Source organism: uncultured Luteimonas sp., from assembly GCF_947492465.1.
GTDB lineage: Bacteria > Pseudomonadota > Gammaproteobacteria > Xanthomonadales > Xanthomonadaceae > Luteimonas.
In genome coordinates this window covers 322,003-344,685 of the sequence record NZ_CANLNF010000003.1, presented here as the reverse complement: position 1 = coordinate 344,685, position 22,683 = coordinate 322,003, and the positions used below count along the sequence as shown (strand labels likewise).

At 71.9% G+C, this 22,683-nt stretch carries 17 protein-coding genes; 7 read left to right on the top strand and 10 right to left on the bottom strand.

The window, feature by feature from the left end; translation table 11 throughout:
* Positions 1-321: 321 nt before the first annotated feature.
* Positions 322-1,413, top strand: a complete 1,092-nt coding sequence (locus tag Q0863_RS09570; protein ID WP_298577591.1) for an alpha/beta hydrolase — start codon at positions 322-324, stop codon at positions 1,411-1,413.
* A 57-nt stretch (positions 1,414-1,470) separates the two neighbouring features.
* Here Q0863_RS09570 and Q0863_RS09565 read toward each other — a convergent pair whose 3' ends face one another.
* From Q0863_RS09565 to Q0863_RS09555, 3 genes are all read right to left on the bottom strand, one after another.
* The gene (locus Q0863_RS09565) at positions 1,471-1,680 is read right to left on the bottom strand and encodes a hypothetical protein (RefSeq protein WP_298577590.1); all 210 of its coding nucleotides are present in this window, start codon (positions 1,678-1,680) and stop codon (positions 1,471-1,473) included.
* A gap of 59 nt (positions 1,681-1,739) precedes the next feature.
* Positions 1,740-2,840 (bottom strand): anhydro-N-acetylmuramic acid kinase, encoded by a 1,101-nt coding sequence (locus tag Q0863_RS09560; protein WP_298577589.1) that lies wholly within the window; start codon positions 2,838-2,840, stop codon positions 1,740-1,742.
* A 172-nt stretch (positions 2,841-3,012) separates the two neighbouring features.
* Positions 3,013-4,497, bottom strand: coding sequence for a peptidoglycan DD-metalloendopeptidase family protein (locus tag Q0863_RS09555; protein ID WP_298577588.1), 1,485 nt, complete (start codon positions 4,495-4,497; stop codon positions 3,013-3,015).
* A 176-nt stretch (positions 4,498-4,673) separates the two neighbouring features.
* Between Q0863_RS09555 and tyrS the strand changes: the two genes are divergently transcribed.
* A complete protein-coding gene (gene tyrS / locus Q0863_RS09550) occupies positions 4,674-5,891 on the top strand; it encodes a tyrosine--tRNA ligase (RefSeq protein WP_298577587.1) in 1,218 nt (405 codons plus the stop codon).
* A gap of 20 nt (positions 5,892-5,911) precedes the next feature.
* On the opposite strand, the gene Q0863_RS09545 is transcribed toward tyrS, so the two are convergent.
* The 3 genes from Q0863_RS09545 to Q0863_RS09535 all read right to left on the bottom strand — a co-directional run bounded on the left by Q0863_RS09545 (position 5,912) and on the right by Q0863_RS09535 (position 9,091).
* A complete protein-coding gene (locus Q0863_RS09545) occupies positions 5,912-6,310 on the bottom strand; it encodes an MAPEG family protein (protein WP_298577585.1) in 399 nt (132 codons plus the stop codon).
* Between the two features lie 254 nt (positions 6,311-6,564).
* Complete coding sequence (locus Q0863_RS09540) at positions 6,565-8,262, bottom strand: M28 family metallopeptidase (protein ID WP_298577584.1); 1,698 nt, start codon at positions 8,260-8,262, stop codon at positions 6,565-6,567.
* A 154-nt stretch (positions 8,263-8,416) separates the two neighbouring features.
* Positions 8,417-9,091: a hypothetical protein gene (locus tag Q0863_RS09535; protein ID WP_298577582.1), complete on the bottom strand. Its 675-nt coding sequence runs from the start codon at positions 9,089-9,091 to the stop codon at positions 8,417-8,419.
* A 122-nt stretch (positions 9,092-9,213) separates the two neighbouring features.
* On the opposite strand from Q0863_RS09535, the gene gpmI reads away from it, so the two are divergent.
* From gpmI to Q0863_RS09520, 3 genes are all read left to right on the top strand, one after another.
* On the top strand, positions 9,214-10,770 hold the full coding sequence (gpmI, locus tag Q0863_RS09530; RefSeq protein ID WP_298577580.1) for a 2,3-bisphosphoglycerate-independent phosphoglycerate mutase: 1,557 nt from the start codon (positions 9,214-9,216) through the stop codon (positions 10,768-10,770).
* Positions 10,767-12,008 (top strand): peptidoglycan DD-metalloendopeptidase family protein, encoded by a 1,242-nt coding sequence (locus Q0863_RS09525; RefSeq protein WP_298577578.1) that lies wholly within the window; start codon positions 10,767-10,769, stop codon positions 12,006-12,008. The genes gpmI and Q0863_RS09525 overlap by 4 nt, the downstream gene beginning before the upstream one ends.
* 297 nt (positions 12,009-12,305) lie before the next feature.
* Positions 12,306-14,090: a S41 family peptidase gene (locus Q0863_RS09520; RefSeq protein WP_345780523.1), complete on the top strand. Its 1,785-nt coding sequence runs from the start codon at positions 12,306-12,308 to the stop codon at positions 14,088-14,090.
* A 129-nt stretch (positions 14,091-14,219) separates the two neighbouring features.
* On the opposite strand, the gene crcB is transcribed toward Q0863_RS09520, so the two are convergent.
* The 3 genes from crcB to Q0863_RS09505 form a co-directional block, all read right to left on the bottom strand.
* Complete coding sequence (gene crcB / locus Q0863_RS09515; protein ID WP_298577576.1) at positions 14,220-14,615, bottom strand: fluoride efflux transporter CrcB; 396 nt, start codon at positions 14,613-14,615, stop codon at positions 14,220-14,222.
* 145 nt (positions 14,616-14,760) lie between these two features.
* The gene (locus Q0863_RS09510) at positions 14,761-15,081 is read right to left on the bottom strand and encodes a DUF1820 family protein (RefSeq protein ID WP_298577574.1); all 321 of its coding nucleotides are present in this window, start codon (positions 15,079-15,081) and stop codon (positions 14,761-14,763) included.
* A gap of 89 nt (positions 15,082-15,170) precedes the next feature.
* Positions 15,171-15,863, bottom strand: a complete 693-nt coding sequence (locus Q0863_RS09505; protein ID WP_298577572.1) for a rhomboid family intramembrane serine protease — start codon at positions 15,861-15,863, stop codon at positions 15,171-15,173.
* Between the two features lie 205 nt (positions 15,864-16,068).
* On the opposite strand from Q0863_RS09505, the gene Q0863_RS09500 reads away from it, so the two are divergent.
* Entirely contained in the window at positions 16,069-17,406 is a 1,338-nt protein-coding gene (locus tag Q0863_RS09500) for an outer membrane protein transport protein (protein WP_298577570.1), read from the top strand.
* A 547-nt stretch (positions 17,407-17,953) separates the two neighbouring features.
* Here Q0863_RS09500 and putA read toward each other — a convergent pair.
* A complete protein-coding gene (gene putA / locus Q0863_RS09495) occupies positions 17,954-21,247 on the bottom strand; it encodes a bifunctional proline dehydrogenase/L-glutamate gamma-semialdehyde dehydrogenase PutA (protein WP_298577805.1) in 3,294 nt (1,097 codons plus the stop codon).
* A 445-nt stretch (positions 21,248-21,692) separates the two neighbouring features.
* Here putA and coxB point away from each other — a divergent pair, with 445 nt between their 5' ends.
* Complete coding sequence (gene coxB, locus Q0863_RS09490) at positions 21,693-22,664, top strand: cytochrome c oxidase subunit II (RefSeq protein ID WP_298577568.1); 972 nt, start codon at positions 21,693-21,695, stop codon at positions 22,662-22,664.
* Positions 22,665-22,683: the final 19 nt, after the last annotated feature.

Here is a 22,683-nt window from a genome sequence, read left to right as displayed (position 1 = left end):
TCCCCCGCCTGCGGGGGAGGGCCGGGGTGGCGGCCAACGCCGCGACGACGCCGATCGCCAGCCGGTGCGGCGCGCCAACTGTGCTTGTCAGGCCAGGCTGGCTGCCGGGGCTCGCCATCCCCTCGGTGGGCATTGGACTGTCCAGGCGAGGAGCGCATGCGGGCGACCAGGGCCCCCTGGGCGCATCCGCCGCGGCTCCGGGCGCGGGTAGCGTTGCTTGAGGGCTCGATCGGCGCGGATTGCGCTTGACGTGGCCATGGCTGCAACCGTCGTGGCGCTGACCGTATCTGGGTGGGGACGTCCCACTCCACGGATCGCACCATGCTCCGATCGCTGACCGCCATTGCCCTGTGCTGCTGCGCGCTCGCCGCGCCCGCGCAGACGCCCCCCGTCGATGACGCCGCCCGCGCCCGCGCGGTGGTCGAGGACCTGCTGCGCATTCCCGGCCCCGACGGCGTGCAGGAGACCTACCGCCAGCGCATCAACGGCGTCGACCACTGGATCAGTATCCGCGGCCAGGACCGCGCCAACCCGGTGATCCTGTTCGTGCACGGCGGGCCGGCCTCGCCGACGATGCCGAGCCTGTGGCAGTTCCAGCGGCCGCTGGAGGAATACTTCACGATGGTCCACTACGACCAGCGTGGCGCCGGCAAGACCTGGCGCGAGGACCACTCCGACGCCGTCGCCGGCACGATCCGCATCCAGACCTACGTCGACGACCTGGTCGCAATGGCCGAACACGTGCGCAGCAGGCTCGGCAAGCAGCGGCTGGTGCTGATGGCGCACAGCTGGGGCACGATCCCGGCGATGCACGCCGCGCAGGCGCGGCCCGACCTGTTCCATGCCTACGTCGGCATCGGCCAGGTGATCGACGTGCGCGAGAACGAGCGCATCAGCATCGAATACGGGCTGGCCGAGGCGCGCCGCCACGGCAACGCGGACGCGGTGCGCGAGATCGAGGCGCTGCTGCCGTATCCCGGTACCGCGCCGCTCACCCGCGAGCGCATCGTGGCCGCGCGCAAGTGGCCGCAGCACTACGGCGGCATGGCCGCGCACCGCGATGCCACCAACCTGTGGTTCTACGGGGCCGCGCGCCTGTCCCCCGACTACGACGCCGAGGACCGCGCCGCGCTCAATGCCGGCAGCCTGTTCACGCTGGAGCGGCTGCTCGACGAATACGTCCAGGTGGATTTCAGCGGCGTGCGCGAGTTCCCGATCCCGGTGGTGATGTTCATGGGCCGCCACGACTACACCACGCCCTCGCAGCCCACCGCCGACTGGCTGGCGCGCGTGGACGCCCCGTTCACGCGCGGCGTCTGGTTCGAACGTTCGGCGCACATGGTGCCGTGGGAGGAGCCGGGCAGGACCCTGGTGAGCCTGCTCGAGGTGGTCCGGCCGCTGGTGCGCGAATAGCCGGCTGCGGTCCGTCGCCGTGGGCAGCCGTGCGATGGCCGCTCGAAAGCCCGGTCGTCAGCCCCGCACCAGCACCACCGTGGCCGCGGCCATCAGCAGCAGTCCGCCCGCGGCCAGGGCCACGCGCAGACGGTGCCCGCCTACCGACGCGGTGCCATCGCCGCGCAGCCAGCCGGGGGCCAGCAGGACCAGGCCCGCGCCGGCCAGCCCGTCGCAGGCGGCACCGTCGCGCGCCAGCCGCAGCAGCGACGCGAGGCCGAGCAGCACGAAGACCACCGGAAGCAGGCGCAGGCCGCGGCGTCCCGGGCGGGACGGGGTGGACCGGCTCAGGCCGGATAGATCCCGCCCAGCACGCGCGGCCCGGCCGCACCGGTCACGCTGGGCAGGTTGCCGGGCAGGCCAAGCAGGGTTTGCCGCGCCAGCCAGGCAAAGCCCATGGCCTCGACGTGGTCGGGATCGAGGCCGTGCGCGACGGTGGATTCGACCCGGGCGTCGGGCAGCGCGGCGGCCAGCGCCGCCATCAGCCGCGGGTTGTGCACGCCGCCGCCGCAGGCGATCACCCGGCGCGTGTCCGGCTGCGTGGCCATCAGCGCATTGGCGACGGTGCGCGCGGTCAGTGCATTGAGCGTGGCCTGCACGTCGGCCGGCGCCTCGTCGCCGCGCAGCCGCGCTTCGACCCAGCCGAGGTGGAAATGGTCGCGGCCGGTCGACTTCGGCGGCGGCTGGGTGAACCAGGGGTCGTCGAGCAGGCGCTCGAGCAGGGACGCGTCGACCTGGCCGCGGCTGGCGAAGGCGCCGCCGCGGTCGAAGTCCTCGGCCAGGTGGCGCAGGCACCAGGCGTCCATCAGCGCGTTGGCCGGGCCGGTGTCGAAGCCGCGCACCTGGCCGCGCGCGGGCAGCAGGGTCAGGTTGGCGATGCCGCCGAGGTTGAGCACCGCGCGGTCCTCGTCCGGGGCGCGCAGCAGCGCCGCGTGCAGCCCGGGCAGCAGCGGCGCGCCGTGGCCGCCGGCGGCGATGTCGCGGCGGCGCAGGTCGGCCACCACGGTGATCGACGTGCGTTCGGCCAGCGTGGACGGATCGCCCAGCTGCAGGGTGAACGGGTACGGCCCCCACGGGCGGTGGCGCAGGGTCTGCCCGTGCGAGCCGATCGCGCGTACCGCCGCGGCGGCGGTGCCGCTGTCGGCGAGCGCGAGGTTGGCGGCCTCGGCGAAGGCGCGGGCCACGCGCACGTCGAGTTCCGCGATGGCGTCGAGCGAGAGCGACGCGCCCTGCTGGCCGAGCGCGACCAGCTGCGCGCGCAGCGCCGGATCCCAGGGATAGGTGCGGCCGAACACCAGCCGCGCCTGGCCATCGGCGAAATCGACCAGCGCGGCATCGATGCCGTCGGCGCTGGTGCCCGAGATCAGGCCGAGGTAGAGATCTGACATGGCCCGATTCTACGGCCCGCGGCCTGCCGGGGTGGGCGGGGGCGCCGCCGCAGAATGTCGCGCCGGCCCGGAGGGCCTTTGCGGGTGCAGGCGTTCGCCGTCAGCGAGCGGCGCACCGGCCTTGGATTGGCTGGAAGCCCGGCCTCCCGATCAGGACCCCTACGGCGCGCGCTCAGCCCTTGCGGTTGCCGGGCAGCGTCGTCGCCGCGGCCACCTGCGGATCGTCCTGCGAGGGCCGTGCGGGCACCGTGGCGTAGAGAACTTCCTCGACGTCGCGGATGCGCTCCAGCGCCGGCGCCGTCTGCTGGCGGAACTGGGCCAGGGCGGTGCCGCTCAGCGGTTCCGGCGGCGGCATGGTGTGCTGCAGCGGATTGCGGTGCACGCCGTTGACGCGGAATTCGTAGTGCAGGTGCGGGCCGGTGGACAGGCCGGTCGAACCCACGTAGCCGATCACCTGGCCCTGCGAGACCCGCTCGCCGCGCTTGAGCCTGGCGGTGCGCGACATGTGCGCATAGAGGGTGGTGTGGCCCTTGCCGTGGTCGAGCACCACGGTGTTGCCGTAGCCGCCGTGCCAGCCCGACGAGACCACGCGCGCGTCGCCGGCCGCCATGATCGGGGTGCCGGAGCGCGCGGCGTAGTCCACGCCCTTGTGCATGCGCGAGGTGCCCAGCACCGGGTGGCGGCGGGTGCCGAAGCGCGAGCTCAGACGCGCGTACTGGATCGGGCTGCGGATGAAGCTCTTCTTCAGCGGCCGGCCCTCGGCGGTGAAATACTCGCCCTTGCCGTCGCGCTCGAAGCGCACCGCGGTAAACGGCTTGCCCTTGGCGGTGAACACCGCCGCGGTCACCGGACCGCTGCGGATCAGCTCGCCCTCGCGCCAGGTCTGCTCGACCACCACGCTGAAGCGGTCGCCGGAGGTGACGTCGCGGTCGAAGTCGATGTCGTACTTGAACACCTCGTCGGTGAGCGTGTTGATCACCGAGGCACTCAGCCCGAGCTTGCGCGCCGAATGGAACAGCGACTTGCCGACCTTGCCGCTGATCACCGCGGTGCGGACCTCGACCGGGCGCTCGATGACCTTTTCCACGACCTTGTCGCCGGCCAGCGAGAGTTCGACGCGCTGGGTGTCGTTGCGGTCGTAGCGCAGCGCGACCAGGCGGCCGTCGGCGGCGTGGTCGAAGCCCAGCTCGGCGCCGGGGCGCAGGCGGGTCAGCGCCTGGCGGTCGCTCGAAGCGTCCAGCAGGCGATGCAGGGTGGCGGCGGGAATGCTGCGCGCCTCGAAGATGGCGCCGAGCGTCTGGCCCCTCTCGACCTTGACCAGGTCCCAGGCGCGCTGCTGCGCCTGGGCGCGGGTGGCGACCGGCAGCGGCGGCAGGGGCAGCGACAGCGTGGTCAGTTCCGGCGCAAGGGCGTCGGTGCGCATGGCGTTGGAGAAGCCCGGCACCATGCCGATGACCAGTGCGCCGAGGGTGGCGAACAGACTGGCGTGGGCCCAGTCGCGGCGGGTCCAGCGGCCGTTGAACGGAAACCGCGCCGCGTCGCGCGGATCGGCAAAACGCGCCTCGTTGGCGGTGTTCTCGGCGGCGGCCCGCAGGTTCTGTTCGCGGATGTTCTGGCGTTGGACGTCATCCGGTGACATCTGGGGCGGCTGCGTCATGGTGGTGTCCAAAGGGCGTGACGGGCGCGTCAGCGCGGTACGATAAGCACATGAAATCAGAGCGTCAAACCCTTGTCGGCCAAGGCTTTTCGGATCTTTAGCCGACTTCACGGATATTTAATGGTTTCTTTTGACCGGGATCACATTCCGGCCCATCACCTGGACAAACCGCCCCGATGAGTTCCGCCCCAGCCGACCCGACCGCCTTCGACCTGCTCGCCCGGGGGGCCGATGAGATCCTCAAGCACGAGGACCTGGCCGCGCGCCTGGCCCTGGGGCGGCCACTGCGGGTCAAGGCCGGGTTCGACCCGACCGCCCCGGACCTGCACCTGGGCCACACGGTGCTGCTCAACAAGATGCGCCAGTTCCAGGACCTGGGCCACCAGGTGGTGTTCCTGATCGGCGACTTCACCGGAATGATCGGCGACCCCACCGGCAAGAACGCCACCCGCAAGCCGCTGACCCGCGAGGACGTGCTGGAGAACGCCCGCACCTACGAGTCGCAGGTGTTCAAGGTGCTCGACCGCGAGCGCACCGAGGTGCGCTTCAACAGCGAATGGTTCGGGGCGATGTCGGCAGCCGACATGATCCGCCTGGCCGGCCAGCACACCGTGGCGCGCATGCTCGAGCGCGACGATTTCGCCAAGCGCTACGCGGCGCAGCAGTCGATCGCCATCCACGAATTCCTGTATCCGCTGGTGCAGGGCTACGACTCGGTGGCGCTCAGGGCCGATATCGAGCTCGGCGGCACCGACCAGAAGTTCAACCTGCTGATGGGCCGCGGCCTGCAGGAGGCGCACGGCCAGGCGCCGCAGGTGGTGCTGACCATGCCGCTGCTCGAGGGCCTGGACGGCGTCAACAAGATGAGCAAGTCGCTGGGCAACTACATCGGCATCGCCGAGCCGGCGATCGACATCGTCAACAAGACCATGAAGATCGGCGATGCGCTGATGTGGAAGTGGATCGAGCTGCTGAGTTTCGACATTTCCATCGACGAGGCCGCCAGGCTTCGGGCCGAGGTCGCATCGGGACTCAATCCGCGCGAGGTCAAGCTGCGGCTGGCGCGCGAACTGGCCACCCGCTTCCACGATGCCGGCGCGGCCGAGACCGCGATCGCCGGCTGGCAGGCGGCGGTGACCGGGCAGGGCGACACCTCGCTGCTGCCGCTGACGGACGTGGCCGTGCCGGCCGAGGGCCTGCGCATCGCCGCCCTGCTGACCGCAGCCGGCATCACCCCCAGCAACTCGGAGGCCAACCGCAAGCTCAAGGAGCGTGCGGTGAAGGTCGACGGTGTGGTGGTGGAGGATGCGGGGATGGCCTTCGCGCCGGGCTTCGAGGGCGTGCTGCAGGTGGGCAAGCGCAACTTCGCCCGGGTGCGGCTGGTCGCCGGCTGACCAGCCGCGCCGGGCAGGGCTCAGGCGATGCGCATCGCCGCCAGGGCCAGCAGCGCCAGCACGCAGCCGTACCCCGCGACCCACGCCAGGCTGCGCGCGGTCGCGATGTCGGCGAGGTAGAACACGCCGTGCAGCACCCGCAGCACCACGAAGGCCACCGCGAGCATCGCGATGGTGGCGGGCTCCAGTCCCGCCAGCTGCGCCATGACCACGCCGGCGGCGAACGGGGCGAAGGCCTCGAAGGCATTGAGGTGCGCGGCATTGGCGCGCTGCACCCGGTAGTTGCCCTCCTGCTTGGACAGCCAGGCGCGCGGATTGCGGTTGTTGTAGCGGGGCGCGCCGGCCTTGGCGAAGCCGACCCACAGGTAGGGCAGCACGGCGGCGATCAGCACGCACCAGTAGGCGGTGGCGAGGGTCATGGCGGTCTCCGGGTCGGGTGGGACAGGGTAGGGCAGGGGGGGGGCGGGACGCGGCAGTCCCGTGCCTCCACCCTCGCGCGCTGCGCGCGCTATCCCTCCCCCGCGAGCGGGGACAGGAAAGCCTTCGCCGTCTGGTCGGTCTTGCTCCCCCGCTTGCGGGGGACGGTCGGGCCGGGGTGGGGGCGAGGGCGCGATGCGAACGAAAACGGCGCCTTGCGGCGCCGTTTCCGATCAAGCGCGTCGCCGCGCGGGCCTCACTGGCCCGCGCGCTGCGCGTCGCGCGCGGCCTTGAACGGGTTGCCTTCGTACCAGTTGGGCCACGTGCTGCCGGCCGCCAGTTCCTGGCCCACCGCGTGCAGCAGTTCCAGGTCCTCGGCGATGCCGTCAAAGCGCCAGCCCTCGTGGACCTCGTCGCTGGGCTGGTGGTAGCGGCGCGCGTACTCCTCGCCGACCCGCTTGCCGGCCTCGCTGCCGCCCTCGACCAGGTCGCTGCCGCCCTTGGCGTACAGCGCCGGCACGCCGGCCTTGGCGAAGTTGAAGTGGTCGGAACGGAAGTAGAAGCCGCCGGCCGGGTTGCCTTCCTCCACCAGCGTGCGCTGCTGGCCGCCGGCGTGGCCGAGCAGGATGTCCTCCAGCTCGGAATTGCCCTTGCCGGTCACCACCACGTCCCGCGCGCGGCCACCCACGCTCATCGCGTCGAGGTTGATCACGCCCACGGTCTTCTCGAGCGGGAACGAAGGCTGGGCCACGTAGTACTTGGATCCCAGCAGGCCCGACTCCTCCAGCGTCACCGCCAGGAACACCACCGAACGGCGCGGCGGCGCGGCCGCGAACTTCTCCGCGATCTCGATGATGCCGGCGACGCCGGTCGCGTTGTCGACCGCGCCGTTGTAGAGCATGTCGGTGCCGGCGTCGGGGTCGTGGCCCTCGTGCTTGCCCAGGTGGTCCCAGTGGGCGAGGTAGATCACCGTCTCGTCCGGCGCCTCGGTGCCCGGGAGATAGCCGATCACGTTCTGCGAGGACTTCTGCGCGACCGTGCTGCGCAGGTCGAACGACACCTTCGCCTTGAGCGGCACGGCCTTGAAGCCGCGACGGTTGGCGGATGCGTACATCTCCTGCAGTTCAAGCCCGGAGTCGGCGAACAGCTGGCGCGCCACGTCGCCGCTGATCCAGCCCTGGGCGGGCACGCGCGGTTCCGGATCGTCCTCGGCGCGCAGGTCGAACTGCGGCCCCGACCAGGAGTTCTTCACCACGTCCCAGCCGTAGGACGCGCCTTCGTCGTCGTGGATGATCAGGGCGGCGGCCGCGCCCTGGCGTGCGGCCTCCTCGAACTTGTAGGTCCAGCGGCCGTAGTAGGTCATGCGGTTGCCGTCGAACAGCGATTCGTCGTTGGCGTGGAAGCCCGGGTCGTTGACCAGGATCACCACCGTCTTGCCGTTGACGTCGAGGCCGGCGTAATCGTTCCAGTCCTGCTCGGGCGCGTTGACGCCATAGCCGACGAACACCAGTTCGCTGTCCTTGACCGAGACCTCGGCCTGGCCGGTGCGGGTGCCGATCACCATGTCCGGGCCGAACTTCAGCTCGCGCGTCGCGCCGTTGCTGTCCAGCCGCAGCACGGTGGACTCGTCGGCGCTGGTTTCCACCATCGGCACGGTCTGGAAGTAGCTGTCGTTGTCGCCGCCGGGCTTGAGGCCGATGCGCTCGTACTGGGCCTTGATGTACTCGACCGTCTTCTCCTCGCCCGCCGAACCCGGCGCGCGGCCCTCGAACTCGTCCGAGGCCAGGGTGGTCACCAGGGTGCGCAGGTCGTCGGCGTCGATCTCGGGCTTGAAGGCGTGTTCGGCTGCCGGCGCGGCATCGGGCGCGGCGACTTCGGCCGGCGCGGCCGGCTCGCGGCTGCATGCGGCCAGCAGCAGGCTGCCGGCGCAGGCAAGGATCAGGGGTGAACGCATTCGGTGGGCTCCAGGCAAAGCAGAACCGCCGATTCTACGCCGGCCCGCAGCCGCGGCCAGGGCCGGAAGCCCCGGCCACGCGTCGTCGCGGCGGCTCCGCCGGAAGACGGACCGGCGGCGCCGTCCGCTGCCGCGGAAGGCCGGCGGCAGGGCTTCAGTCCTGCGGCGCCCGCGGCGTGCTGTAGGCGGTGGCCGTCGCGCCGGTGACCTTGCCCACCCGCGCGGTGTCGTGCACGTACAGGTCGACCTCGCGCTCGAACACCAGTTCGCCCTCGACCACCGCGCCGGGGCCGATCACGATCCTGGGCTTGCGCTTGTTGATCTGTACCGGGAACCAGTTGGACGAGGGTTTCTCGACCCGGATTCCGCCGGTCACGTGCGAGCCGACGCCGACGGTGACGTCGCCGCTGACCGTCGCGATGCCGCCGGCCAGGTCCACGTCGACCAGGCCGATCGCGCCGTTCACCGTCGCGACGCCGCCGCCCACGCGCCCGCCCTCGCCGAGGAAGATGCTGCCGTTCACCGTCTCCACGTCGCCGCGCACGGTGGCGCGCTGGCCGGCGCGGATGGCGCCATTGACCGTCGACAGGCTGTCGGCGCCGATGTCGTCGGCGGCGCGGATGCTGCCGTTCACGGTCTCGGCGTCCTTCACGCTGGCGCCGCTTTCGATCGTGATGCTGCCGTTCACCGTCTCCACGTCGCCGTAGGGCCGGCCGGCCTGGGCCACGATGCTGCCGTTGACCTTGCTGATGTCCTGCTGCGCCAGCACCGGCGGCGCGCACAGCAGGGCGACCAGGGCCAGGGACAGCGAAAAGCGGATGGATGACATGGGATTCCTCCGTTGGGGCGCGCGGTTGCCGCTGCAACGGTCGCGGCGCCTGTTGCGTGTCCGACAGCTTGCGCCCGCTTGGCTACAATCGCACCGGTCGAAAGTCACCGGGACTCCCGTCCGTGCCAGCCGCCCCCGCTCCCCGTTCCGCGCGCCCCAGGCCCGTCGTCCTGCTGATCCTCGATGGCTGGGGACACCGCGACGACCCCCACGACAACGCCATCGCCCTGGCCGACGTGCCCAACTGGCGGCGGCTGCTGGCCGAACATCCGACCACCCTGGTGCACACCGAGGGCCGCCACGTCGGCCTGCCGGACGGGCAGATGGGCAATTCCGAAGTCGGACACATGAACATCGGCGCCGGACGCATCGTCTACCAGGACCTGACCCGCATCGACGCGGCGATCGAGGACGGCAGCTTCTTCGACAACGACGAGCTGCTGGCCGCCTGCGACGCGGCGATGGCCGGCGGCGGCACCCTGCACCTGATGGGCCTGCTCTCGCCCGGCGGCGTGCACAGCCACGAACAGCACCTGTTCGCGATGCTCGAGCTGGCGGCGCGCCGCGGCGTGTCGCGGGTCGCCGTGCATGCCTTCCTCGACGGCCGCGACATGCCGCCGCGTTCGGCCGAGCCCAGCGTGCGCGCGCTGCAGGACAAGTGCGACGCACTGGGCAACGCGCACATCGCCAGCGTGTCGGGCCGCTACTACGCCATGGATCGCGACAAGCGCTGGGAGCGCGTGCGCCTGGCCTGGGATGCGATCGTCGAGGCGCAGGGCGACGCGCCCGATGCGCTGTCCGCGCTGCAGGCGGCGTACGCGCGCGGCGAGAACGACGAGTTCGTCAGGCCGACCGCGCTGGCCGGCGCGCAGCCGATGCGCGACGGCGACGCGATCGTGTTCATGAACTTCCGCGCCGACCGCGCGCGCCAGCTCAGCGCGGCCTTCGTCGCGCCGGGCTTCGACGGCTTCGGCGAAGGCGTGCGCCGGCCGGCGCTGTCGCGCTACGTCTGCCTGACCGAGTACGACGCCAGCCTGCCGGCGCCGCTGGCCTTCGCCCCGGACAACCTCGCCAACACCCTGGGCGAGGTGCTGGGCGCGCAGGGCCTGGCCCAGCTGCGCATCGCCGAAACCGAGAAGTACGCGCACGTCACCTTCTTCCTCAGCGGCGGGCGCGAGGCGCCGTATCCGGGCGAGGAACGCATCCTGGTGCCCAGTCCCAAGGTCGCCACCTACGACCTGCAGCCGGAGATGAGCGCGCCGGAAGTGTGCGCGCGGCTGGTCGAGGCGATCGAGGCCGAGCGCTTCGACGCGATCATCTGCAACTTCGCCAATCCCGACATGGTCGGCCATACCGGCGTGCTGTCGGCGGCGATCACGGCGGTGGAGACGGTGGACCGCGCGGTCGGCGAGATCGTGGCCGCGGTGCGCGCCAAGGGCGGCGAACTGCTGGTCACCGCCGACCATGGCAACTGCGAGATGATGCGCGACCCGGTCACCGGCGAGCCGCACACCTCGCATACGGTCGGCCCGGTCGACCTGGTGTACGTCGGCAGCCGCCCGGCGCAGCTGCGCGCCGGTGGCGCGCTGCGCGACCTGGCGCCGACGATCCTCGACCTGCTCGGGCTGGACAAGCCCGCCGAGATGACCGGCGAGACCCTGCTGGTTCCGCGCGGATGACCGAGCCGGTGTGCGTGCGGCTGGCGTGGGCGGCGCTGGTGCTGCTCGCCGCCGGACTCCTCGCCCCGCCCGAAGCGCTGGCCCAGCGCGACAGCCGCGAGGCCGAGCGGCGCCTGGAGCGCGTGCGCAAGGAACTCGACGACGTCGCCAGCGAGCGGCGCAGGCTGGAGGGCGAGCGCGGCGACGCGGCCCGGCAGCTGCGCGCGGCCGACGAGCAGGTGGCGCGTTCGGCGCGCACGCTGCGCGAGACCGAGGCCGAACTGGCGCGGCAGCAGGCCGCGCTCGCCGAGCTGGCCACGCAGCGCGATGCGCTGCAGGCGCGCGTCGACGCCCAGCGCGGCGAACTGCATGCGCTGCTGCGTTCGGCCTACGCCAGCGGCGGCGCCGCACCGCTGAAGCTGCTGCTGGCCCAGGACCAGGTGGCCGAGGCCAGCCGCGCGCTGACCTACCACCGCTACCTGCAGCGCCAGCGCGCATCGCGCATCGAGGCGCTGCGTCAGGAGCTCGACGCGCTCGAGGCGCTCGAACGCGGCATCGGCGAGCGCCAGGCGGAGCTCGAGCAGGTCCGTGCGCAGCAGCGCGCGCAGGTGCAGGCGCTCGAGGGCGACCGCCGCACGCACGCGCAGGCCGTCGCCCGGATCGACCGCCGCTACCGCGACCGCAGCTCGCGCGAGCAGGCGCTGGGGCGCGATGCGAAATCGCTGGAACGCCTGCTGACGCGGCTGCGCGCGGCCGCCGCCAAGGCCGAAGCCGAGCGCCGCGCCGCCGCCGCACGCGCGGCGCGCGAGCCGGCCGGCAGCGCGCCGCGCGCGACGCGCACCCCGGCGCCGGCGGTGGCCCGCGCCGCACCCATCCAGGTCGGTGGCCTGGGCTGGCCGCTGTCGGGCGCTTTGCTGGCCGGCTACGGCGGACGCATGCCCGACGGTCGCAGCAGCAGCGGCGTGCTGATCGGCGCGCCGACCGGCACCCGCGTGCAGGCGGTGGCCGACGGCACCGTGGTGTTCGCCGAATGGATGACCGGCTACGGCATGATCCTGATCGTCGACCATGGCAATGGCGCGATGAGCCTGTACGCGCACTGCGAGACCCTGCTCAAGGAGGCGGGGACGCAGGTCAGGCGCGGCGATGCCGTCGCCACCGTCGGCAATTCCGGCGGCCAGGGCCAGCCTGCGCTGTACTTCGAACTGCGCCGCAACGGCCAGCCGGTGAACCCGACCAGCTTCCTGCAGCGGCGCTGAGGCTGCGGAGCGGACCGGCGGCGAAACGGCGGGCCGCACGAGCGGGCCCGCGTGCTGGCGTCACATGCGGAGGCGACCTCGGTCGCCAACTTCTTCTTCGCGCGCGAGCGCGCTCCCACGGGCGTTTCTCACTGTCGCTGTCGCGCGGGTGGCGGTCCGGCCTGCCGCGGCCGGTGCCGTCCGCGGCCGGCGCGACCCCATCCGGCTGCGCTTCACGAAACTTCCCGGCGCAGCCGCATAATCGGTCGCACCGCGCGCCAGAGCGCATCGGCGCCGTCCCGTTCCGGAGTCCCCTGCATGCCCGTTCGCACCCCGTCGCTGTTGCTTGCCCTGCTGCCGCTGGCGCTGGCCGCGTCTCCGATCCAGGCGCAGGATCCGGAGTTCCGGATCCAGGCGGGCCAGAGGCACGGCACACCGACAGCGCCGACGCCGGCGCGGGATTCCGGACAACAGGCGCAGGATGGCGAAGCCCCCGCCCCAGCGCGGCAGTCGCCGGAGGCGCAGGAACGCCAGGTCCAGTCCGAGCCCCGGCAGGATGCAGAGGCGGCGCAGGGCCTGGAAGAATCCCAGGACGCGCAGCAACCCCCCGAACCGGAACCGCAGCAACAGGACGCGCCGCAACGCGAATCGCAAGAGGCGCGGGAACCGCAGGAAGCAAAGGAACCGCAGGACCGGCAGGAACCACAGGAACCGCAGGAACCGCAGGAACCGCAGGAACCACAGGACCCGCAGGAACCACAGGAACCGCAGGAACCGCAGGAACCGCAGAACCGGCAGGAACCACAGGAACCACAGGAACCACAGGAACCACAGGAACCGCAGGAAGGCGTTACCGGCCCCAGCGACGATCCCGACGCCGTGGAGAGCGCCACCACCCGCGTGCCGCTGGAGGAAATCCGTCGCTACGTGGGCCTGTTCAACGCGATCCGGGGCGGCTATGTCGATCCGGTCGAGGACCGCAAGCTGATGGATTCGGCGATCCGCGGCCTGCTGCTCGACCTTGATCCGCACAGCGCCTACCTGGACAAGGACGCGGCCGAAGCCTTCAGCGAAGGCACCAGCGGCGCCTACGACGGGATCGGCGTGGAGGTCATGCAGCTGCCCGACGGCAAGGTGCGCGTGATCGCGCCGATCGACGACACGCCCGCGGCCAAGGCCGGCATCCGGTCCGGCGACGTCATCGTCTCGGTGGATGGTCGCGCGCTGACCCCGGCCGACGCCGAGGGCGCCGGTCCGCTGCGCGGCCCGCCGGGCAGCAGCCTGGTGCTGGGCGTGGTACGCGAGGGCGAGGCGCAGCCGCTGCAGATCACGGTGCGGCGCGAGACGATCCGCGTGGCCAGCGTGCGCGGCCGCATGCTCGAGCCGGGCTATGGCTACGTGCGCATCAGCGCCTTCCAGGTGGAGACCGGCGAGGACTTCTCGCGCACCGTCGCGCGCCTGCGTAGCGAGGCGGGCGGCCGCCTGCGCGGACTGGTGATCGACCTGCGCAGCAATCCCGGCGGCCTGCTGACTGCGGCGGTGCGCGTGGCCGACGACCTGCTCGACAAGGGCCGCATCGTCAGCACCCGCGGCCGCATCGACGCCAACGACACCGAGTTCAACGCGACCCCGGGCGACCTGCTCGACGGCGCGCCGGTGGTGGTGCTGATCGATGCCGGCTCGGCCAGTGCTTCGGAGGTGCTGGCCGGCGCCCTGCACGACCACGGCCGCGCCCGCATCGTCGGCAGCCGCAGCTTCGGCAAGGGGTCGGTGCAGACCCTGCTGCCGCTGGGCAACGGCGATGCGGTCAAGCTCACCACCGCCCGCTACTACACCCCCAGCGGGCGCTCGATCCAGGCGCGCGGGATCGACCCGGATGTCGTGCTCGAGCCGGAGGCCGGCGAGGACGAGGCCGCCACCACGCCGCGCCAGATCGAAGCCACCCTGCCCGGCCACCTGCGCGGCGACGACGAGGAAGGCACCACCGCGGGCGACGTGCTGCCGGGCGACGGTCCGATCCAGGCGGCGCTGGCCGAACTCAAGAAGCCGACGCCGGCCAGGGCCGCACCGCAGGCGACCGCGCCGGCGCCAGCACGCGACTAGCCGAACCGCGCCGCCGCCGCGCGGCCCGCGCCGCCCGGTCCCGCGTCCACCTGGTTGGCAACGGCCTGGCGCAGACTGCGTCGCGCGGTGCGTCCCGCCCGTCAGCCCGCCGGCGCGGCGGCGTGGCGATCAGCCGCCCGGACCCGCCAGGCGGATGCCCAGCAGCACCAGCGCCAGCCCCAGCAGCACGCTGGCGCCGACGTAGCCGCCGGCCACCAGCCACTCGCCGCGGCGCAGCAGCTGCACGGTCTCCAGGCCGAATGCCGAGAACGTGGTGAAGCCGCCCAGCACGCCCACGAACAGCAGCAGCCGCAGTTCTTCCGTTAGCCAGCCCGGGTATCGCTCTGCGAGGCCGGCGAGCAGGCCGGCGAGCAGGCAGCCGGCCAGGTTCACCAGCAGGGTGCCGACCGGAAACTTCTGCGGCGCGGCCGCCTGCAGGGTCCAGGTCGCCAGCAGGTAGCGCGCCAGCGAGCCGGCGGCGCCGCCGGCGGCCACGAGGGCGAGGGCAGTGGGGGTCGATGCCATGGGTCTGCGCGCGACGCCCCGCAGGGCCGTGCGCGCAGTATCGGCCAAGCCGGCCGTCATCGGCACGGGCCGCAAGAGGCCGGGCCCGTGCAGGCGAGGCCGTCGTATCGTTCTGCCGCGCGGACGCGGCGCGAACGCACCGTCGCTAGCGCGGCTTGGCCGGCAGCGGGAACGGGGTGACCACCTTCTCGCCCGATTCGGCGTCGCGGATCGCCGACTGGCCCTTCTTCTCCACCTCTTCCACCCGCAGGATCGACTGCATCGGCAGGTGCAGGGCGCGGGTATTGCCGAACTCGTCGCGCAGGCGCTCCTCGGTCGGATCGACCACCAGCCCTTCGTGCACGTCGAACACCAGCTCGGCGACTTCGACGAAGCCCCACAGCCGGCCGCTCTCCACGCGCCGCGCGTACAGCTCGTAGACCTTGCCGTGGTTGAGGAAACTGATCTTGTAGAGCGGCTTGGACATGGACGGTGGGGAGTCAGGAAGTCGGGGATGGATGGCGCTGCCGGAACGTGAGGGCGCGCGGCCCGGTTGGCAAGTGCCGTGCGGCCGGCTCAATACCCTTTCAGGCGCCGCAGCCGCCGCGCGATCGCGCCGCGCGAAGCGATCGCGAACACGATCCCGAAGGCGAAGCCGGCCGCGTGCGCGGCCCAGGCCACCGCGCCGAAGGCCGGGCCGATGTAGGCGAACACGACCTGCAGCACCGCCCATACCCCGATCAGCAGCGAGGCCGGCGCGCGCACGAATTCCAGGAACAGGCCCAGCGGCACCACCACCCCCAGCCGGGCCTGCGGGAACAGCGCCAGGTAGGCCCCGATCAGGGCCGACACCGCGCCGCTGGCCCCGATGATCAGGCGGTCGGGGGCGCCGATCACCAGCACCGCGAACAGGTTGGCCAGCGCCCCGCCGAGGAAGAACAGCGCCAGGAAGCGCCACGGCCCCATCACCCGCTCCGCGGGCAGGCCGAAGATCAGCAGGAACACCAGGTTGCCCAGCAGGTGCGCCCAGTCGGCGTGCAGGAACAGCGCGCTCAGCAGGCGCAGCCAGTGGCCGCCGTCCATCCACGGCTGCCAGGGGTCGGCGTTCGCCGGTCCGCCCGCCAGCGCGCCCCATTCGAGCATCAGCGCGCGCTGGCTGTCGTCCGAGCGCGAGATCGCCCAGACGAAGGCGGCCCACAGGGACGCGGCCAGCAGCGGGGTGGCCCAGCGCAGGGAGGTGCGGGTGCGGGTGGGAACGGACACGAACATGCCGCCAACCTTACCTGTTCGGGCCTCGGCGAGCGCAAAACCACGCGCCCCGTCGCGTGCCGGAACGCACGTTCACCACACGGCGCAGTACGGTATAGTTCGGCGCGCGTCGTGGGTCGGGAGGGAGAATTCCGGCGGCGAAGGCGGGCATGGCCCGCCAGCAACGCGGCGCGGCACATCCCGTCACCGGAGAGAGACCCACGCAATGCGCAAGATTCCCCACGTTACCGTCCTGGCCCTCGGCATCGCCGGCGCCATGGCATTCGCGTCCAACGTCCAGGCCGCCGGCTTCCAGCTCAAGGAAAACAGCGTCAAGTCCCAGGGCAGCTCGTTTGCCGGGACCGCCGCCAAGACCGGCGACTCCTCGGTGGTGGTCAACAACCCCGCGGTCATGACCCAGTTCGAGGGCAGCACCTTCCAGATCGACGTCACCGCGATCGACCTCAACTACGAGTTCGAAGGCACCGCCACCGACGCCTTCGGCCGTCCGATGACGGGCAGCAACGGCGGCGACGCTGGCGGCGTGACCCCGGTCCCGGCGATGTCCTACATCCGCAAGCTCGACAACGGCGTCGCGCTGGGCGCGATGGTCAGCGCGCCGTTCGGCCTGAAGACCGAATACGAAGACAACTGGGTGGGCCGCTACTTCGCCCACACCTCCGACGTGCAGATCGTCGACCTGACCCTGTCGGGCGCGATCGACATCACCGACCGCTTCTCGGTCGGCATCGGCGCGATCATCTCGCGCGCGGACGTGACCCTGTCCAAGTCGGTCGACTTCGGCACCCTGCTGTACTCCAACCCGGCGACCCGTCCGCTGCCGTTCGCGCTGCCGCAGGCCGCCGACGGCTTCGTCGAGATCCAGGGCGACGACAACGGCTTCGGCTGGCTGGTCGGCGCGCACTTCCGCCCGACCGACAACTTCGCGCTGGGCGTGAGCTACCGTTCCGAGATCGACTACGAGCTGGCCGGCACCGCCGACTGGACCGTGCCGGGCAACGTCGCGGCCGTGTTCGGCGCCAGTCCGATGACGGCCCCGCTGTTCCTCGACGGCCCGGGCGGCGCCAAGCTGACCACGCCGTCGCTGCTGCAGATCGGTGCGCACTGGCAGATCAACGAGCGCTTCGCGATGTCGGCCAGCTTCGCCGAGACCGGCTGGTCGTCGCTGGAAGAGGTGCGCATCGAGTTCGGCAACCCCGATCCGGATGCGGTCGAGCCCTTCGAATGGAGCGATTCGACCTTCGCCTCGCTGGGCGCCGAGTACAAGCTCAACGACAGCTGGACCCTGCGCGGCGGCATCGCCGACGACCAGACCCCGACCAGCCTCGTGCACCGCACCCCGCGCCTGCCCGACGACGATCGCCGCTGGTACTCGATCGGCGCGACCTGGGCGGTCAGCGACGCGCTCGACGTCAACTTCGCCTTCAGCCACCTGAAGCCGGACGACCCGAAGGTGGACATCACCGCTGGCGGCAGCCGCATGGTCGGCCCGTTCGACGGCAGCGCCAACCTGTACGGCGTTTCGGCGCAGTACCGGTTCTGACCGGCGACATCGATGGAACGAAAAAGCCCCGCTTCGGCGGGGCTTTTTCTTTGGGTGCCTCCCGGGCTGGGGAGAAGCGGACATGACCACCGGACCCGTCCGCCTGCCTGTCTGTCTGTGTGGGAGCGCGCTCGCGCGCGAAGGCTTTCGCGACCGAGGGCGCTCCCACGGAAGCGGGTGGTTGCCCGCGCGCACTACACGCCTATTCGTCCGGCCCGCCGAAGCACGGCGGGCGCTCGCAGGCACGCGCGGCAGTGCCGCGCAAACGGCGGATCATCGTCCGGCCTGCCGAAGCACGGCGGGCGTTCGTTTGTGACGCGCCCGTACTCATTGATCGCGCCAAGCGTCCGGCCCGCTGCAGCGCAGCGGGCGCTCGCTCGTGCGCGGGCGTGCTCACTGATGGCGCCAAGCTTCCGGCCCGCCGCAGCGCGCCGGGCGCTCATAGCTGCGCGCGGCAGTGCCGCGCAAGCGGCAGCTATTCGTCCGGCCCGCTGCAGCGCAGCGGGCGCTCGCAGTCACGCGCGGCAGTGCCGCGCACAATACGTGCCTACTCGCCCAACGTCAGCAGGGAGGCGTTGCCGCCGGCGGCGGTGGTGTTGATGGTGACCGTCTTCTCGGTGGCGAAGCGCGGCAGGTAGTGCGGGCCGCCGGCCTTGGGGCCGGTGCCGGACTGGTTCTGGCCGCCGAAGGGCTGCACGCCGACCACGGCGCCGATCTGGTTGCGGTTGACGTAGACGTTGCCGACCTTCGCGCGCTGCACGATGCGCTCGACGGTCTGGTCGATGCGCGAGTGGATGCCCAGGGTCAGGCCGTAGCCGGTGGCGTTGATCGCATCGACCACCGCATCGAGCTCGCTGGCCTTCCAGCGGATCACGTGCAGGGCGGGGCCGAAGTTCTCGCGGGTCAGCTGCGAGAGCGAATCCAGTTCCCAGGCGCGTGGCGCGAAGAAGGTGCCGTGTCCGGTGTCCGCGCCCAGCGGCGCCTCGGCGATCAGGCGCGCCTGGCCCCGCATGCGCCCGGCATGGTCCTCGAGCTGGCACTTCGCATCGGTGTCGATCACCGGACCGACGTCGGTCGCCAGCAGCGCCGGGTCGCCCACGCTCAGCTCGGCCATCGCGCCGGCGATCATCCCGACCACCTTGTCGGCGATGTCGGCCTGCACGAACAGCACGCGCGCCGCCGAGCAGCGCTGCCCGGCCGAGGTGAAGGCCGAGGCCAGCGCGTCCTTGACCAGTTGCTCGGGCAGGGCCGAGGAGTCGGCGATCAGCGCGTTCTGGCCGCCGGTCTCGGCGATCAGCACGCCGATGGCGGCATCGCGCGCGGCCATGGCGCGGTTGATCGCGCGCGCGGTGTCGGTCGAGCCGGTGAAGGCCACGCCCGCCACGCGCGGGTCGGACGTCAGCGCCGCGCCGACGCTGGCGCCGTCGCCCGGCACGAACTGCAGCACATCGGCCGGGATGCCGGCTTCGTGCAGCAGCTTTACCGCGTGCCAGCCGACCAGGTTGGTCTGCTCGGCCGGTTTGGCGATCACGCTGTTGCCCGCGGCCAGCGCTGCGGCCACCTGGCCGATGAAGATCGCCAGCGGGAAGTTCCAGGGGCTGATGCACACGAACACGCCGCGCCCGCCCAGCTGCAGGGTGTTGGACTCGCCGGTCGGGCCGGGCAGCGCCTCGGGCGCGAACAGCTGGCGCGCCTGGCCGGCGTAGTAGCGCAGGAAATCCACCGCCTCGCGCACCTCGGCCACGCCATCGGGAATGGTCTTGCCCGCTTCCTTCGTGCACAGCGCGATGTACTGCGCCATGCGCTGCTCGAGCAGGTCGGCGGCGTGTTCCAGGATCGCTGCGCGCGAGGCCGCCGGCGTCGCGTCCCAGCCCGGCTGCGCGGCCACGGCGTTGGCCAGCGCACACTCGACGGTGGCGGCGTCGGCGGCCTGCCAGCGGCCCACGCGCTGGCGGCGGTCGGCCGGGTTGGTCACGTCGAGCATCGCGCCGGACGGCTGCGCCCCGGGCACCAGCGGCGCCGCCTGCCAGTCGGCGGTGTTGGCGTCGATCTGCGCGGCCAGGCGGCGCAGCTGGTCGTCGTCGGCGAGGTTCACGCCCATGGAGTTGCTCCTTTCAAGGCCGAAGCTGCGGTACAGGTCGACCGGCAGCGGAATGCGCGGATGGGGAATGCTGTCGAAGCCGGACACGACCTCGACCGGGTCGCGCACCAGGTCGTCGATCGACACGGCTTCGTCGCTGATGCGGTTGACGAAGCTGGAGTTGGCGCCGTTCTCGAGCAGGCGGCGCACCAGGTAGGGCAGCAGGTCCTCGTGCGAGCCGACCGGCGCATACACCCGGCAGGGCACGCCGAGCCTGTCGGCCGGGATCACCTCGGCGTAGAGGTCGTCGCCCATGCCGTGCAGCTTCTGGAACTCGTAGGGATGCATGGAGCCCCTCTCCCCCCGGGAGAGGAGTTGGGGTGAGGGTCGGGCGCGCGCATCACCATCCGCGTGCTGCGTACCCTCATCCGCCCTTCGGGCACCTTCTCCCGGAGGGAGAAGGAAATCGGCCATCCGGTGGATCGCGGCGATGGTCTGCGCGTTGTGGGTGGCGAACATCGGGTAGATCGCGTCGGTGTTCGACAGCAGCCGCACCGCGTTGGCCTGGTAGCTGACGTCGGTGTTGGGCTTGCGGGTGAACACCGGATAGGTGGCATGGCCCTCGACCTGCGCGCGCTTGACCTCCGAGTCCCAGTACGCGCCCTTGACCAGGCGCACCGGGATGCGGCGGCCGTGGTGGCGGGCCAGGGCGGCGATCCAGTCGATCACGAACGGGGCGCGCTTCTGGTAGGCCTGCACGACGATGCCGAAGCCCTCCCAGCCCGCGAGGGAGGCGTCCGTCCACGCCGCCGCGATCACGTCCAGCGACAGCTCCAGGCGGTCGGCTTCCTCGGCGTCCACGGTCAGGCCGATGTTGTAGCCCCTGGCCTGCCGCGCCAGCTGCAGCAGCCGCGGCGCCAGTTCGGCCAGCACGCGTTCGCGCTTGGCGTGCTCGTAGCGCGGATGCAGGGCCGAGAGCTTGACCGAGATCGAGGGCGCGGCGATCGCGTCGGCGAACGGGCCGGTGCGGCCGATCGCGTCGATCGCGTCGCCGTAGGCCTTGAGGTAGCGGTCGGCGTCGTGCGCCGTCAGCGCCGCCTCGCCGAGCATGTCGAACGAATAGCGGTAGGCGGCGTTGGCGCCCTTGCGGCTGCGCGTGAGCGCCTCGCCGATGGTCCGGCCCATCACGAACTGGTGGCCCATGATCCGCATCGCCTGGCGCACCGCCAGGCGGATCACCGGCTCGCCCACGCGCCCGACCAGGCGCTTGAACGCGCCGTGCGCGTCGCGCCTGGTCTCGTCGGCCAGGTCGACGAGGTGGCCGGTCAGCATCAGTCCCCAGGTCGAGGCGTTGACCAGCACCGAATCGGAGCGGCCCATGTGCCGTTTCCAGTCCGCCTCGCCGAGCTTGTCGCGGATCAGCCGGTCGGCGGTGTCCTCGTCGGGAATGCGCAGCAGCGCCTCGGCCACGCACATCAGCAGCACGCCTTCCTCGCTGCCCAGGTCGTACTGGCGCATGAAGGCCTCGATCGCGCCCTGGTCGGCGGCGCGGGCGCGCACCCGCCGCACCAGGTCGGTGGCGGTGGCGTGCACCGCGGCGCGTTCGGTCGCGCCCCAGCCGGGCAGGGGCTGGCGGGCGATGGCGAGCAGCGCCTGCACCTGCGCGCTTTCGTCCAGCGTCCAGGCAGCGGTGATCGCGGCGCGCAAGGCGTCGATGTGGACGGGGCGGGCGGGAGAGGCGGGATCGGGCGGTGTGTGCATGGCGGCCATGGCGGGCGTCGCGGTCGGGCCGCGGGCGGGGAATGCGCCATTCTCGCGCCAGCGGATCGGCGCGGATTGAACGTTTCCCGCGGTTCCGGTGCCTGCGCCGGCACAAATGCGACCCTGGACGGCCGGGGAGGGCCCTGGCATGGCGGCCGGCGCGCCGTCCGCTTCGCCAGCGCGTCGGCGGCGCGCGGCACCCCCTGCGCGGCCGTCCGGGCCCGCCCCGAGGCCGCTGCGCAGGCCCGCGCGGGTGCGCCGGCTTGCCCCTCGAGCGCCGCGGCCGCTACCATTCGGGAGTTTTCGCGCCTCCGCATCGCGGTTGCGCGTCGTTGTACGCGGTATCGCGTGGCCGGTTGCTCCGCACGGGAGGCCGGCCGCGGCGATTCATCACCAGTTCGCTGGCGGCCGGCAGGCCGCTAGCGAAGACATTTGGGGTCGAGGCATGAGGCAGGCGCGTTTCTCGCGGTGGGGTTTGGCGGTTCTGGCGGCGTTGCCGGCGGCGGCGGTGGCCGCGGCTCCGACGCGCTGGCAGCTCAACATGGGCCGCGGCGTGACCGAATCGGCGCGCCACGCCTACGAGGCGCACATGCTGGCGCTGTGGATCTGCGTGGCCATCGGCGCGGTGGTGTTCCTCGCCATGGGCTACGCGATGTTCAAGTTCCGCCACTCCAAGGGCGCGGTGCCGGACACCTCGTTCACCCACAGCACCAGGCTCGAGGTGCTGTGGACGGTCATCCCGGTGGTCCTGCTGGTGATCATGGCCGTGCCCGCCACCGCCAAGCTGATCGCGATGTACGACACCCGCGACTCGCAGATGACGGTCAAGGTCACCGGCATCCAGTGGATGTGGAAGTACGAGTACCTGGGCGAGAACGTCGAGATCACCAGCCGCCTGGACCGCGAGAGCGACCGGCTGCGCCAGAACGGCGACACCACGCGCGCCGAACTGGACGCGCACCCGGCCTACCTGCTCGACGTGGACAACCCGCTGGTGCTGCCGGTCAACACCAAGATCCGTTTCGTGATCACCGCCGACGACGTGATCCACTCCTGGTGGGTGCCGGCGCTGGGCTGGAAGCAGGACGCCATCCCCGGGATCATCAACGAGGCCTGGACCGACATCAAGGAACCGGGCCTCTATCGCGGCCAGTGCGCCGAGCTGTGCGGCAAGGACCACGGCTTCATGCCGATCGTGGTCAAGGCCGTGTCGCAGGAAGAGTTCGGCCAGTGGCTGGCCGCGCAGAAGGCCGCCGGCGAAGCCCCGGCCGAGCCCTCGCAGATCCCCGAACAGGGTGACGGCACCGCCCCGCGCTCGGTCGATCCCGACATGGTCGACGACGTGCAGCAGGGCGAAGAGCCCGCCGCCCCGCAGGCGCCCGCCGCCGCTCCCGCCGCCGCCACCAGCGCCGGCTGATCGAATACCGAAGGCTAGA

Coding starts and splice junctions, on each gene's coding strand:
- Q0863_RS09570 (WP_298577591.1), top strand. CDS start 322: ATGCTCCGATCGCTGACCGCCATTGCCCTGTGCTGCTGCGCGCTCGCC.
- Q0863_RS09560 (WP_298577589.1), bottom strand. CDS start 2,840: ATGTCAGATCTCTACCTCGGCCTGATCTCGGGCACCAGCGCCGACGGC.
- Q0863_RS09555 (WP_298577588.1), bottom strand. CDS start 4,497: ATGACGCAGCCGCCCCAGATGTCACCGGATGACGTCCAACGCCAGAAC.
- tyrS (WP_298577587.1), top strand. CDS start 4,674: ATGAGTTCCGCCCCAGCCGACCCGACCGCCTTCGACCTGCTCGCCCGG.
- Q0863_RS09545 (WP_298577585.1), bottom strand. CDS start 6,310: ATGACCCTCGCCACCGCCTACTGGTGCGTGCTGATCGCCGCCGTGCTG.
- Q0863_RS09540 (WP_298577584.1), bottom strand. CDS start 8,262: ATGCGTTCACCCCTGATCCTTGCCTGCGCCGGCAGCCTGCTGCTGGCC.
- Q0863_RS09535 (WP_298577582.1), bottom strand. CDS start 9,091: ATGTCATCCATCCGCTTTTCGCTGTCCCTGGCCCTGGTCGCCCTGCTG.
- Q0863_RS09525 (WP_298577578.1), top strand. CDS start 10,767: ATGACCGAGCCGGTGTGCGTGCGGCTGGCGTGGGCGGCGCTGGTGCTG.
- Q0863_RS09520 (WP_345780523.1), top strand. CDS start 12,306: ATGCCCGTTCGCACCCCGTCGCTGTTGCTTGCCCTGCTGCCGCTGGCG.
- crcB (WP_298577576.1), bottom strand. CDS start 14,615: ATGGCATCGACCCCCACTGCCCTCGCCCTCGTGGCCGCCGGCGGCGCC.
- Q0863_RS09510 (WP_298577574.1), bottom strand. CDS start 15,081: ATGTCCAAGCCGCTCTACAAGATCAGTTTCCTCAACCACGGCAAGGTC.
- Q0863_RS09505 (WP_298577572.1), bottom strand. CDS start 15,863: ATGTTCGTGTCCGTTCCCACCCGCACCCGCACCTCCCTGCGCTGGGCC.
- Q0863_RS09500 (WP_298577570.1), top strand. CDS start 16,069: ATGCGCAAGATTCCCCACGTTACCGTCCTGGCCCTCGGCATCGCCGGC.
- putA (WP_298577805.1), bottom strand. CDS start 21,247: ATGCACACACCGCCCGATCCCGCCTCTCCCGCCCGCCCCGTCCACATC.
- coxB (WP_298577568.1), top strand. CDS start 21,693: ATGAGGCAGGCGCGTTTCTCGCGGTGGGGTTTGGCGGTTCTGGCGGCG.